This is a genomic window from Planomonospora sp. ID67723 (genome assembly GCF_015711605.1).
Taxonomy (GTDB): Bacteria; Actinomycetota; Actinomycetes; order Streptosporangiales; family Streptosporangiaceae; genus Planomonospora_A.
Genome location: NZ_JABTEZ010000007.1, coordinates 13,080 through 24,946, shown reverse-complemented (window position 1 = coordinate 24,946; position 11,867 = coordinate 13,080). Strand labels below are relative to the sequence as shown.

At 71.0% G+C, this 11,867-nt stretch carries 13 protein-coding genes; 8 read left to right on the top strand and 5 right to left on the bottom strand.

The window, feature by feature from the left end; all coding sequences use genetic code 11:
* Nucleotides 1-26: 26 nt before the first annotated feature.
* Nucleotides 27-644 carry a class I SAM-dependent methyltransferase gene (locus HS041_RS36780; protein WP_196445541.1) on the top strand — a complete coding sequence of 206 codons (618 nt, stop codon included), beginning with the start codon at nt 27-29 and terminating at the stop codon, nt 642-644.
* A gap of 152 nt (nt 645-796) precedes the next feature.
* Here the strand turns inward: HS041_RS36780 and HS041_RS36775 are convergent, their stop codons facing one another.
* Nucleotides 797-1,261, bottom strand: coding sequence for a MarR family winged helix-turn-helix transcriptional regulator (locus HS041_RS36775; RefSeq protein ID WP_196445540.1), 465 nt, complete (start codon nt 1,259-1,261; stop codon nt 797-799).
* Nucleotides 1,262-1,383: 122 nt separating this feature from the next.
* Here HS041_RS36775 and HS041_RS36770 point away from each other — a divergent pair, with 122 nt between their 5' ends.
* Nucleotides 1,384-1,941: a YceI family protein gene (locus tag HS041_RS36770; protein ID WP_196445539.1), complete on the top strand. Its 558-nt coding sequence runs from the start codon at nt 1,384-1,386 to the stop codon at nt 1,939-1,941.
* A gap of 100 nt (nt 1,942-2,041) precedes the next feature.
* Nucleotides 2,042-2,812 (top strand): pirin family protein, encoded by a 771-nt coding sequence (locus HS041_RS36765; RefSeq protein WP_196445538.1) that lies wholly within the window; start codon nt 2,042-2,044, stop codon nt 2,810-2,812.
* Between the two features lie 5 nt (nt 2,813-2,817).
* Here the strand turns inward: HS041_RS36765 and HS041_RS36760 are convergent, their stop codons facing one another.
* From HS041_RS36760 to HS041_RS39860, 3 genes are all read right to left on the bottom strand, one after another.
* On the bottom strand, nt 2,818-3,090 hold the full coding sequence (locus HS041_RS36760; RefSeq protein ID WP_196445537.1) for a hypothetical protein: 273 nt from the start codon (nt 3,088-3,090) through the stop codon (nt 2,818-2,820).
* A 246-nt stretch (nt 3,091-3,336) separates the two neighbouring features.
* Entirely contained in the window at nt 3,337-4,398 is a 1,062-nt protein-coding gene (locus tag HS041_RS36755) for a BMP family lipoprotein (RefSeq protein ID WP_196445536.1), read from the bottom strand.
* 254 nt (nt 4,399-4,652) lie between these two features.
* Nucleotides 4,653-6,257, bottom strand: a complete 1,605-nt coding sequence (locus HS041_RS39860) for a methyl-accepting chemotaxis protein (RefSeq protein WP_196445535.1) — start codon at nt 6,255-6,257, stop codon at nt 4,653-4,655.
* Between the two features lie 283 nt (nt 6,258-6,540).
* On the opposite strand from HS041_RS39860, the gene HS041_RS36745 reads away from it, so the two are divergent.
* The 3 genes from HS041_RS36745 to HS041_RS36735 all read left to right on the top strand — a co-directional run bounded on the left by HS041_RS36745 (nt 6,541) and on the right by HS041_RS36735 (nt 9,509).
* Nucleotides 6,541-7,656, top strand: coding sequence for a site-specific integrase (locus tag HS041_RS36745; protein ID WP_196445534.1), 1,116 nt, complete (start codon nt 6,541-6,543; stop codon nt 7,654-7,656).
* Between the two features lie 231 nt (nt 7,657-7,887).
* Nucleotides 7,888-8,607: a ParA family protein gene (locus HS041_RS36740; protein WP_196445533.1), complete on the top strand. Its 720-nt coding sequence runs from the start codon at nt 7,888-7,890 to the stop codon at nt 8,605-8,607.
* Nucleotides 8,607-9,509 carry a ParB/RepB/Spo0J family partition protein gene (locus HS041_RS36735; RefSeq protein ID WP_196445532.1) on the top strand — a complete coding sequence of 301 codons (903 nt, stop codon included), beginning with the start codon at nt 8,607-8,609 and terminating at the stop codon, nt 9,507-9,509. The genes HS041_RS36740 and HS041_RS36735 overlap by 1 nt, the downstream gene beginning before the upstream one ends.
* Before the next feature lie 256 nt (nt 9,510-9,765).
* Here the strand turns inward: HS041_RS36735 and HS041_RS40330 are convergent, their stop codons facing one another.
* Complete coding sequence (locus tag HS041_RS40330) at nt 9,766-10,386, bottom strand: hypothetical protein (RefSeq protein ID WP_307845635.1); 621 nt, start codon at nt 10,384-10,386, stop codon at nt 9,766-9,768.
* A gap of 740 nt (nt 10,387-11,126) precedes the next feature.
* On the opposite strand from HS041_RS40330, the gene HS041_RS36725 reads away from it, so the two are divergent.
* Together HS041_RS36725 and HS041_RS36720 are read left to right on the top strand one after the other, a co-directional pair.
* A complete protein-coding gene (locus tag HS041_RS36725) occupies nt 11,127-11,384 on the top strand; it encodes a hypothetical protein (protein WP_196445531.1) in 258 nt (85 codons plus the stop codon).
* Complete coding sequence (locus tag HS041_RS36720) at nt 11,381-11,866, top strand: hypothetical protein (protein ID WP_196445530.1); 486 nt, start codon at nt 11,381-11,383, stop codon at nt 11,864-11,866. The genes HS041_RS36725 and HS041_RS36720 overlap by 4 nt, the downstream gene beginning before the upstream one ends.
* Nucleotide 11,867: the final 1 nt, after the last annotated feature.

The window sequence follows — 11,867 nt, the reverse complement described above, 5'->3', positions numbered from 1 at the left end:
CGGCGAGTGGACTACGGTGCCTTTCCATGATCGAGCCGCCTTTCCTGAGCACCACCCGGACGGCCTACGACGCCCGCGCCGCCGAGTACGCCGAGCGCTTCAGCGCCTCGCTCGATTCCCGGCCGCTGGACCGGGCGATGTTCGCCGCGTTCGCCGACCTCGGGTGCGGTCCCGGCCATGGGACGGCGCACCTGCACTCCCTCGGACTGACCGCCTTCGGCGTCGACCTGTCACCGCGGATGATCGCCCTGGCCCGCCGGGCGCATCCGCACCTGCGGTTCGACGAGGGCTCGATGACCGCCCTGGACCTGCCGGACGGCGCTCTGGGAGGCGCCGTGGCCTGGTATTCGACCATCCACACCCCGCCGGAGCGGTTGCCGGAGGTGCTGGCCGAGCTCCATCGGGTGCTGGCCCCGGGCGGCCACCTGCTGATGGCCTTCCCGTCCGGAGACGAGCTGCTGGTCCTGCCGGAGCCGTTCGACCACAAGGTGACGCTCGCCTACCGGTGGCCGCTCGGCCACGTCGCCGGGTTGCTGTGCCAGGCCGGGTTCACCGTGGTTGCCCGGCTGCTGTGCGACGAGGGCGATCGTTTCCTGCAGGGCTGCCTCCTGGCCCGCAGACCCGCTGAGGACGAAGGCCGCTAGACCGGACCGGGCCGTCACCTCTCCGCTCAGGCGGTGACCGCCTGCGAAGCGAGGTCTCCTTCAGTCCTTGACGTCCCGGCTTGAGCGCGTCGTCCGCGCTGCTCGCCGGAACCGGGGCAACCGCAGGGCGGGAGCGTCGTCGTGCCCCGGGGTCAGCGGGGCAGGGAGGCCAGCCGGTCGAGGACCTGGGTGGACAGGCTCCGGATTGCGGCGACCTGGTCGCCGGTGAGGGCGTCGAAGAACAGGCGCCGGACGGCGTCGACGTGGCCGGGGGCGGCGGTCTCGATGGCCCGGCGGCCCGTCTCGCTGAGCACGACGAACGCCCCCCGGCCGTCGGCGGCGCACTCCTCGCGTCCGACGAGGTCGCGGCGCTGCATCCTGGTCAGGTGGTGCGACAGGCGGCTCTGCTCCCACTGCAGGTTGCGCTGGAGCTCGTACGGCCGCAGCCGCCCTCCGGGAGCCTCGGTGAGGTGGACGAGCACCTCGTAGTCGGCCAGGGACAGGCCGGAGTCCGCCTGCAGCTGCCGGTTGAGCCGGGCGGTCAGTTGTCCCTGCAGCTGCAGGAAGGCACGCCAGGCCTGCTGCTCGTCCTCGTCCAGCCATCCCGTGTCGCTCATACCGTCCAGCCTAACAAATAGATGACTTGTCATGCAGATGGGAATGGATGATGTGTCATGTATGTTGAGGACCATGTGGATGACGCATCATCTACATGGACGATCGGACCCAGGAGGCAGACATGACCACGACCACCGGCTTCGCGCAGCTCACCGGCACCTACACCCTCGACCCCGCGCACACCCGGATCGGGTTCGTCGCCCGGCACGCGATGGTGACGAAGGTTCGCGGCGCGTTCAACGAGTTCGAGGGCACCGCCGTCCTCGACGGTGACAACCCGGCCGGCTCCACCGCCGCCGTGACCATCAAGGCCGCCAGCATCGACACCCGCAACGCCCAGCGCGACGAGCACCTGCGCAGCAACGACTTCCTGGGGATGGAGACCTACCCGGAGATCACCTTCACCTCCACCTCCGTCCGCCAGACCGGCGAGGCCGACTTCGAGGTGACCGGCGACCTCACCATCAAGGGCGTCACCAACTCCGTGACGATCCCCTTCACCTACGAGGGCGCCGCCACCGACCCGTTCGGCAACGTGCGCGTCGGCTTCGAGGGCTCGGTGACCATCAACCGCAAGGACTACGGCGTCACCTGGAACGCCGCGCTCGAGACCGGCGGCGTCCTGGTCAGCGACAAGATCGTCCTGGAGTTCGAGGTCTCCGCGGTCAAGAACGCCTGACCCGCCCGGCCCATCCGGTCGTCCCGCCCCCGGCCGTCCCGTACGGCCGGCGGCACGGCCGCCCCACCCCGAGCACCGGCATCCGACGGAAGGACGTCCCATGACCATGACCCTGCCGCGCCCCAACCTGGACATCCGCCGTGCGGACGAGCGGTTCGCCACCGCGATCTCCTGGCTGGACTCCAAGCACTCGTTCTCCTTCAGCGGCCACCACGACCCGCGCAACACCCACCACGGGCTGCTGCTGGTCAACAACGACGACGTCGTGCGCCCCGGCCACGGCTTCGACACCCACCCGCACCGGGACATGGAGATCGTCACCTGGGTGCTGCAGGGCTCCCTGGTGCACCAGGACTCCACCGGCCACAACGGCGTGATCTACCCCGGTCTGGCTCAGCGGATGAGCGCCGGCACCGGCATCCTGCACTCGGAGAAGAACGACTCCTGGCGGCTGCAGGGCGGTCCCGACCACGATGAGCCGGTCCACTTCGTGCAGATGTGGGTCGTGCCCGACGAGAGCGGCGTCACCCCCGGATACGAGCAGCTGGAGATCGACGGCGAGCTGCTGGCCGGAGGCCTGGTGACGGTCGCGTCCGGCATGCCCGAGCACGCCGACGCCGCCGCCATCCGCATCAGGAACCGCTACGCCGCGCTCCACGCCGCCCGCCTGAAGCCGGGCCAGAGCGTGCAACTGCCCGAAGCGCCGTTCCTGCACCTGTTCGTGCCCCGCGGCGCCGTGACGCTCGAAGGCGCCGGCGCTCTCGGCACCGGAGACTCCGTGCGCTTCACCGCCACCGGCGGGCAGCGGGTCATCGCCACCGAGCCCGCCGAGATCCTCGTGTGGGAGATGCACGCGACCATCGCCGCCTGAGGGTCTCACGCTCGGAGGGCGACGCCTCCTCCCACCAGGCATCGCCCTCCGAGCACGCGGAATCCTGCGCGCAGCCGTACGGCGTCAGCGGTCGACGGCGGCGCGGAGCGCCGGAGCCTCCCTTTCGCCGTCGCTCCCCCGATGCGCTTGGCGGCGATGGCGTCGTTGAAGACAGCGGCCACACTTGTCGCTTTGCCGCTGGCGACCAGATGTTCGGCGTATTCCACGACGTCAGGGTCCACGGTGATGGTGATCCGGGCCTTCCTGCCTCCGCTCATACTCGGAGTCATACTCACGCGGTGCCGGGCTGGATGGAGGAACTTCCACGGATACCGAGGCCGGGCTGACGATCGTCAACCCGGCCGCAGCGACGGTGGGTACGGCCGGCGGCGCGGATGGCGGCCAGGGGCCGGGTGCCCACTCCGCCGGATCGGCGGACGCACCGATCCGGCGTCCTGCGCCGGTACATCGAGCGGCAGGAACCAGGTCTGCGCCGACCTCTCCGAGGACGCCGGCTGCCGGTGCTAAGGCTTGGTGGGAACGGTGATGGCGCCGTCGAGGATGAGCTGGCGCAGCGCGTCCACCTTCCGGCGGACCGGGGCCACCGCCTTGTCGTTGGAGACCGAGTAGCCGACGCCGTCGGTCTTGAGGTCGAAACGCTTGACGCCCCCGGCCCGGTCGCCCTTGATGAACGCCTGGATCTCCTGGAAGACCGCGTTGTCCACCCGTTTGACCATGGAGGTCAGGATGGCGCCGCGGACACCGGGGTCGGCGGTCTGGTACTGGTCGGAGTCCACCCCGACGGCCCAGCTCCCCGTGCGGGCGGCGACCGCCTTCAGTGTGCCCGCGCCCGATCCGCCGGCGGCGGTGTAGACGACGTCCACCCCGTCGGCGAGCATCCGCCCGGCGATCTTCTCAGCCCGGTCGGGGACGCCGAAGCCGCTGAAGTCCGGCGGCTCGGAGAGGTAGTCGACGCTGACCCGCACCCCGGGCCGCGCCTTGGCGGCACCGGCCGCGAAACCGGCCTCGAACTTCTGCAGCAGCGGGATGCGGACCCCGCCGATGAATCCGACGTGCCCGGTCCGGGACTTCAGGGCGGCCGCCGCCCCGGCCAGGTAGGAGCCCTGCTCCTCGGCGAAGACGAGGGAGACCACGTTCGGGGCGCTGAAGGAGTCGTCGTCGACGATGGCGAAAGTGGTGCCGGGGAACTCCGCCGCGACCGTCTGCACGGCCTTGGCGTACAGGAAGCCGACCGCGACGACCGGGTTGCGCCCGTCCTTCGCCAACTCGCGCAGCTTGGCGGCCCGCTCCTCCTCCGTCTCCTCGGAGAGCGTCACCTCCTTGCCGTCGACCTCCAGCTCCTTCTTCGCCCGGTCCAGCCCCGCGGCCGCCGCGTCGTTGAAGCTCTTGTCGCCCCGCCCGCCCTGGTCGAACGCGAGCCCGACCCGTACCTGCTCAAGGCCCAGCCCGTCGAGGCCGGCGGCGGCGAGACGAACCGGCGGCTCCGCACCGGCCCCGCACCCGGCCAGGACCGTGACGGCCGCCGCGGCCAGTACGGCCGGCGCGATCCTTCTCCTGTTGCGCACTGTGGTCTTCCTTCTGCCTCGTGGATGCCGACGGTCTCGGCGCTCTCTGGTCCTGGGGTCTTCGGATTCACGGAGGGGCGGCCGGGGGATCGCCGTGGACACCCCGGATCCGCCGGCGAACGCTCGGCGGTGTTTACGCCGTAAACGCTCACGGGACTCCCCGGCGGGGCCTCGCAGGTGTTTACGCCGTAAACACCTGCGAGGCCCTCCGGACGAGGAGGCGGTGTCCACGGTGTGAACCTCGCCGGGCCCGGCTAGTAGCGGAACTGACCGACGGCCTCCCGCAGCCGCCTCGACACGCTGGTGAGCTCGGCGACGCTCCGGCGCGAGCGGGCGACTTCGGCGTCGACCGCCGAAGCCGAGGAGGCCACGGCGGTGATGCTCTCGGCGATCCGGGAAGCTCCCCCGGCGGCGTCGGCGACGCTGCGGTTCATCTCGTTCGTGGTCGCGGTCTGCTCCTCCACCGCGCTCGCGATCGTCGTCTGGTAGCCGCTGATGCCCGCGATGACGTCACCGATCCTGCCGATGGCGCCGACCGCGGCGGTGCTGTCGGACTGGATGGCCTGGACGAGGCGGCCGATCTCCTCGGTCGCCGAGGAGGTCTCCTGCGCCAGGTTCTTGACCTCGTGGGCGACCACGGCGAAGCCCTTGCCGGCGTCGCCGGCGCGGGCGGCCTCGATGGTGGCGTTGAGCGCCAGCAGGTTGGTCTGCTCGGCGATGCTGGTGATGAGCTTGACCACGTGGTTGATCTCCGACGAGGACGAGGTGAGCTGGGTCATCGTGGTGTTGGCCGACTCCGCGGCCACCACGGCCTCCGCTGCGACCCGGGCCGCGTCCGCGGCGTTGCGGGCGATCTCCTCGATGGCCCCGCCCATCTCGCGCGAACCCTCCGCGACCTCGTGCACGCTGCGGCTCACCGCCTGGGAGGCCTGCGCCGCGGTCCCGGCCTGCTCGGAGGCCTGGGCCGCGCTGTCGGCGAAGGCTCCGGTGACGGTGTCCAGTTCGGCGGACATGTCCGCCAGCGTCCCGGCGTGCTCGGCCACATCGGCGACGACCGTGCGGATCGCCGCGAGCGCCTCGTTGAGCGCCACGGCCATCTGCGCCGGCTCGTCGTGGCCCTCGGCGGGCAGTTCCACATCCAGCTCGCGGCGGGCCACCGTACGCAACGCGTCCCGGGCCGCGGTGACCGGTGCGACGATGCTGCGGGTCACCGTGTAGGCGAGGGCGCAGCCCAGCAGGAGCGCCAGCGCCGCCCCGATCGTGATCGCCCGCTGGGCGGAGGCGGCCGCCTCCGCGGAGGCCTCCACCGCCGCCTGGCTGCGCTGGTCGACGGACTGGGCGAGCTGCTGGGCGGCGCGCAGGATCCGGTAGTAGGTGTTCCAGCTGTCGTACACGGCGAGCTGGTCGCCCTTCCACAACGAGTCGGGGGTGCCCGGCCGGAACGTTTCGACGATCTCGTCGTTCACTGCGAAGTACGTCCCGGACTCGGCGGTGATCCGGTCGAACAGCTTGCGCTCTGCGGCGTTCATGACGTCGGTGGCGACCTGCGGGAGGAACTTCTCGAAGCGTTCGCGCTCCTGCTCCCAGGCCTTGTGGTTGACCGAGTCGCCGCCGAAGGCACGCTTGGCGCCCAGGCGGTGCACGTCGGAGATGTAGGCGCTCTGCCAGCCGCTCATGCTGGCCGCGTAGAACTTGATCTCCTTGACCTGGCTGGTGAGCACCTGCAGGTCGCGTACCTGCGAGGCGGTCTGCCGCTGGTCCTGAATGGCGGACAGGGCGATCGCCGCGATCCCCGCGAGGAACGCCAGCAGGACGGTGAAAGCCACCCCCAGCCGTACTCCGATTCTGACGCGGCGCATGCTCATCCTCCGTGACCGACAGTCCACCGCGTATCCATCGGCGGGCGGGAACCGGAACTGAGAGGGTCCGTTCACCCCGGTGACGCGCCCGTCACACAGTCTTCCGGCCCTCTCCGGTGGAAGGACACGTGCCCGCTCCTCCCCGCGCCCGGAGGTGTTTACGGCGTAAACACCTCCGGGCGCGGGGAGGGCGTGAGATCTTCCACCGGCCCGCCGCCCGGTGCCCCCGGCCCGATCGCCTGGCAGACTGCGAGGGCGAGCACGGCGGCGGAACAGGAGGGCGATGAGCGGCGACGAGCGTACGGACCCGCCTCCCGTCCCGGCCGTCCCCGCGACCCGGGCCGTCCTGGCCGTGGACGCCGCGACCGATCCGGTCCCGGTGGTCATCCGGGGCGTTCCCGCCGGAGCGGCCGACGCGGCGGTGTCGGCCTCGACCGCGGCCCGCATCGCCGCCAGCGTCCCGGAGGCCACCCGCCGCGCCTACGCCGGAGACTGGAACCGCTTCACCGACTGGTGCGCCCGCGCGGGCCGTACGGCGTTGCCCGCCTCCGCCGAGACCCTGGCCGAGTACGTCTCCGCCCTCGCCGACCAGGGCAAGGCACCCGCCACCATCACCCGGGCCATCGCCGGGATCCGCACCGCGCACCGCGTCAGCGGTCTCGTCCCGCCCGACACCACCGCGGCCCGCGCCGTCCGCAAGGCCTACCGGGGCGAGCGGGCCGCCGCCGGCATCCCCAACCAGCGCCAGGCCGCCGCGCTCGCCGTACCCCACCTGCGGCGCATCGCCGCCGCTCTCGACACCGGGGCCGCGATCGACCTGCGCGACCGCCTGACCGTCGTGCTCGGCTGGGCGATGATGGCCCGCCGCAGCGAGCTCGCCGGGCTCGACCTGGCCGACGTCGCCGAGGTCGAGCAGGGTCTCGTCGTGACCGTGCGCAGGTCCAAGACCGACCAGGCCGCCACCGGGCGCCAGGTCGCCATTCCCTACGGTTCCGACCCGCTGACCTGCCCGGTACGCGCCCTGCGCGCCTGGCGGACCCTGCTGGCGGAGTGCGGCTCCGCCTCCGGGCCGCTGCTGCGCCGCATCGACCGGCACGGTGCGATCGCCGGCGTCCCCGGGGCCCGGCCCTCCGGCAGCGGATCCGCCGACGGCCGCCTCAGCGGGTACGCCATCAGCAAGATCCTCACCCGGGCCGCCCGCCGCGCCGGGCTCCCCCTCGACGACCTGAGCGCGCACAGCCTGCGTGCCGGAGGCGCGACCGGCGCCTACACCGCCGGAGCCGACCTGGTCTCCATCGGCCGCCACGGCGGCTGGCGCGACGGCTCATCCGAGCTGCTCAAGTACATCCGCGACGTCGACCGCTGGAAGCACAACCCGATGCACGGCGCCGGCCTCTGATTCGGCCCGGGTGGTGTTCACGCCGTGAACACCACCCGGGCCGGCGGTGACAGGGCGTGGAGACCTCGCCGTCGAGCGGTCCGCGAAGCGCCGACCACCCGAGGCCGCCTGAACGCGTCTCGGCCATGGGGATTTCCCGCGTTCAGGCATGGGGCGCACGTCGACATCTGGGATAGTGGGTCCCCTGATCCGAAGTACCACCTCGGGAAGCACACGGAACAGGAGCCCCACGTGGCCAGAGTGCACGTTGTCCTCAACCAGAAGGGCGGCGTAGGCAAGTCCACGCTCGCCGTCAACCTCGCCGCCGTCACCGCCGACACCGTCGGGGGAGTGGCGGGGGAGAACCCCCCGGTCGTCACCGTCTCCATCGACCCGCAGGGCTCGGCCGTCTGGTGGTCGGAGCGGGTCGGCGAGGCGCTGCCCTTCGACTTCGTCCAGGCCCACGACGACATCGACGGGCTGGCGAACCTCCGCCACATCCCGCACGTCACCGATGTGTGGGTGGACACCCCCGGCTGGCTGGACCTGTCGGACGGGGCCTCGTCCGACGACCCCCTCGGCGACGGCAGGGCCGCGGACGCGCTGCGCGCGGTGCTCGACAACGCCGACGACGTGATCGTCCCCATCGAGCCGGAGCCGCTGTCCTTCCAGCCGACGTTCAACACGGTCGAGAAGGTCGTCAAGCCTCGCAAACTGCCGTACCTCGTGGTCGCCAACAACTGGGACCCGCGCGACGGCCGCGCGGACCTGGAGGACACCCTGCAGTTCGTCCGCAACCAGGGCTGGCCGCTGGCCAACACGGTGATCCGGCACTACAAGATCCATTCTCGGGCGTCGGCCGAGGGCCTGGTCGTCACCCAGTACCCGAAGAACCGGGTCGCTATGGAGGCCCGCGAGGACTTCTACCGGCTCGCGCTGGAGCACGGGCAGCTGACGAACGGGCGGCGTTGATGGCGGGTAAGAGGACGAGTCTCGCGGCGCTGATGGTCGGCCAGCCGGTCGAGCCCGAGGCGGAACCCCTGATCACGGCGGAGCCGGCCGCGCCGAGGTGGCCGGACACCGTCCGGCTGGAGGACCTGGCCGACAACCCCGACAACCCCCGGGACAGCCTGCGGGACCTGGAAGGGCTCGCCGACACGATCCGCGACGAGGGCCTCCTGCAGGACCTGGTCGTCGTCCCCCGGGACGTCTGGCTGGCCGCCTACCCGCATCACGCGGAGGCGGTCGGCGACAGGCCGTACGTCATCCAGCACGGGCACCGGCGCCGCCACGCGGCCGCGCTGGCCGGGCTGACCGAGGTGCCGGTCAAGGTGCGCGACTCCGCGGAGTCCGCCGAGGAGCGCACCCTGATCGAGAACTTCCAGCGGGACGACCTGACGCCTCTGGAAGAGGCCCGGGCACTGCAGCGGCTGATGGAACTGCGCGAGATCTCCCTGCGGGAGGCCTGCCGGAAGGTGGGCAAGTCCGCAGGCTGGGGTTCGCAGCGGTTGGTGCTGCTCAAGCTCATCCCCGAACTGCAGCAGGCCCTGGTGGACGGCGTGCTCAGGGTGGAGGACGCCCGGGAGATCGGGAAGCTTCCCCCGGAGGAGCAGGCGATGCCGGCCGCCCCGTCCGCGGTGGAGGCCGTAGCATCCGCCGAGGGGGGGAACCGGGTCTCGGAGGAGGGTGTTTACGCCGTAAACACTTTGCGGGAGAGACCGGCGGGCAGGGAACGGGCTGCGGGTGGGCGGCGCGATCACGGCGTGATCCCGCTGGGTCCTCCGGAGTCGATCGCGGCGGAGCTGCGTGCCCGGCTGTCGCTGGAGGACCTCGAGAAGCTGGTGGAGTTGCTGTCGGTGGCGGTGGCCCGGTGAGGTAGGGCGTGCGTGCGGGGGCGAGGGTCTCCGGCGCGGAGAAGCCGGGTGTTCACGGTGTGATCACGGTCGGGGGTGTTGGCGGCTGGGGAAGAGGGGGCCGGGGTGGGGTCGGGAACGCCGTCAGGCCGTCACCGGGGGTCGGTGACGGCCTGAGGGGCGGGAAGTGGCGGGGTGGGGCTGCTTTGCGGTGGGGTCCGCTTTGCGGTTCGCGGGGGGCGTCGGCAGGGGTTTTGCTGGGTGTGGCGGTGGCGTCTCATACGGCCATGATGGCTGCGCTCTGGGCCTGCGGCTTGGGCTTGGTGAGGGTGAGGGGCTTGGCGGGGTTGGTGTCCTTGACCGACCAGGCGCCGGTGGAGAAGGGCTTGGGGTGGTTCTTGGTGCCGACGCCCTTGCCCCACTTGGTGATGACGTAGGTGACCTTGATGTGGCCTTCGCCGTCGATGCCGTCGACGCTGAGGGTGTCGGGGTTGAAGGTGCCGCCGGTCAGCTGGGCGAAGGTCTTGGCGTCGAGGTCGAGCATGATGCCGCGGTTGGAGGGGGTGCCGGGGCCGCGGTCGCCGACGAAGAAGGGGGCCTTCTTGCCCTTGTAGAGGACGTAGCCCTCGGTCATCAGGGGCCAGGAGGGGGAGGCGGCCAGGCCCTTCTGCATGGGCTTGCCGGAGGCGGGCAGGCCGGTGTCGCCGTTGCGGCCGGAGGAGTCGTCCCAGTAGTAGGAGGCGGTGGTGGCGCCCTTGAGCATGACCGTGTCACCGGTGGTGTCGGTGTCCGCGTGCGCTGCACCGGCGGTGGCCATGCTGATTCCGGCGGTCAGGGCGAGGCCCAGGGTGGCGGTGATCAGGCGGGCGCTGGTGGTCAGGCGAGCGGAGAAGGTCATGAAGGCGATCCTTTGTGCGGCGGCAGGGCGTCCGGCTTGGCGGCCGGTGAAGGCCCTGCTGTAGCGGCCTTCGATATCCAGTAAGCCGTTCGGGCGTAGCGGGGGGAGTGCACGAAGGGTGCAGGTGGGTTGCCGCGGTCGGGAAAGGCTAAAGTCCCGTGTCCGTCGGGGTTGGCGCGTGCCGGGGATCGGGCCGGGAGACGGCTGCGCCCGTGTCCGTGTCCGTGTCCGTGTCCGTGTCCGTGTCTGCGGGGGCGGGGGCGGGGGCGGCTGTGGGGGTGTGTTCGGGTGCGGTGCAGGGGCCGCCGGTGCCCGGGGCCGGGTGGCTGCGGCCGGTTGACTGGGGTGCGTCGCGGGGCTTCGCGCGGCGGGCGTCTGGGTCCGGTGGCTGGGGGTCTGCGGGCGCGGGGACGGTTGGCGGGGGTGTGTCGTCGGAGTGTTTACGGCGTAAACGGTTGCGGTTGCCGGTGCGGGGAGAGCGGTGGGGTGAGGAGTCCTGGCGCCCGGCCGTCGGAGTGTTTACGGCGTAAACGCCTTCAGCCGTGCATGGGGCGGGTTCTGCGGGCGGGGGCCGTACCAGCCGGGGTGCCCACGCCGTGAACACCCCCTGAGATAGCGAGGGCTCAACGTGATCAGACCGACCCCGGGCTGTCTGTGACGACGATCCTCCCCCGCAGTGAGATCTCGCCGGCGACGCCAATTTCCTATGTTGTGCAATGCGTCCGCACTACGCTGGGTGTATGAGTCATGAGCCCCTTCCGGCGGACCTGCTCGCCGAAGCCAGACAGTGGATCGCTGAGACCGGCCAGGACATCACTCCCACTGAGTACATCGCCCAGGCTCTCCACCGGCAGATGCAAGAGGATTATCGAGCCGCGAAGCAGCGGGAAGCACGTCGTATCGAGGCGATCCGTGCATCCAGTCCTGAGGGGTTCGCAGCCGGCGAGCGTCGCGCCGAGGAACTGATCGCCAAATACGCCGGTCGAGCCACAGCGTGAGTTCCAAGTTCATCCTTGACACCTCACTCATCACTGCCTACGCACAAGGGCACGATCAGGCGGTCGGCATGGTTCACGCGATCAAGCGTCGGATCCCCGGCGGCCTCCTGCTGCCCGTCACCTCGGTGATCGCGGCACGAGCGGGCCTGTCGATCGACCAACGCGAATATCTGGATGCAGAGCTTCTGGCCCGTAGTCCGAAGCCTGGTCCCGACGAGATCGTTATCCAGCTCGGCGTCGGCTATGACCCCGTCAAGGTTGACCTCGATGGGGACGCCCAGCGAGGAGTCTCCGGCACATGGGCAGATCTCGGAGTGGACACCGTGCCGATCGACGTGGCTGAGACCGCCTACTGGGGCAATCGGACCGATCGCACTGTGCTGACCCTTGCCGGTAAGTACATCTGGGGGCCGCTCTTGGCCGACCTGCCGGGAGTGAGTTTTGAGGATCTCCAAGACGGCCCACCGGAGAACTGGAGCTGAC

Coding starts and splice junctions, on each gene's coding strand:
- HS041_RS36780 (WP_196445541.1), top strand. CDS start 27: ATGATCGAGCCGCCTTTCCTGAGCACCACCCGGACGGCCTACGACGCC.
- HS041_RS36775 (WP_196445540.1), bottom strand. CDS start 1,261: ATGAGCGACACGGGATGGCTGGACGAGGACGAGCAGCAGGCCTGGCGT.
- HS041_RS36770 (WP_196445539.1), top strand. CDS start 1,384: ATGACCACGACCACCGGCTTCGCGCAGCTCACCGGCACCTACACCCTC.
- HS041_RS36765 (WP_196445538.1), top strand. CDS start 2,042: ATGACCATGACCCTGCCGCGCCCCAACCTGGACATCCGCCGTGCGGAC.
- HS041_RS36760 (WP_196445537.1), bottom strand. CDS start 3,090: ATGAGCGGAGGCAGGAAGGCCCGGATCACCATCACCGTGGACCCTGAC.
- HS041_RS39860 (WP_196445535.1), bottom strand. CDS start 6,257: ATGCGCCGCGTCAGAATCGGAGTACGGCTGGGGGTGGCTTTCACCGTC.
- HS041_RS36745 (WP_196445534.1), top strand. CDS start 6,541: ATGAGCGGCGACGAGCGTACGGACCCGCCTCCCGTCCCGGCCGTCCCC.
- HS041_RS36735 (WP_196445532.1), top strand. CDS start 8,607: ATGGCGGGTAAGAGGACGAGTCTCGCGGCGCTGATGGTCGGCCAGCCG.
- HS041_RS40330 (WP_307845635.1), bottom strand. CDS start 10,386: ATGACCTTCTCCGCTCGCCTGACCACCAGCGCCCGCCTGATCACCGCC.
- HS041_RS36725 (WP_196445531.1), top strand. CDS start 11,127: ATGAGTCATGAGCCCCTTCCGGCGGACCTGCTCGCCGAAGCCAGACAG.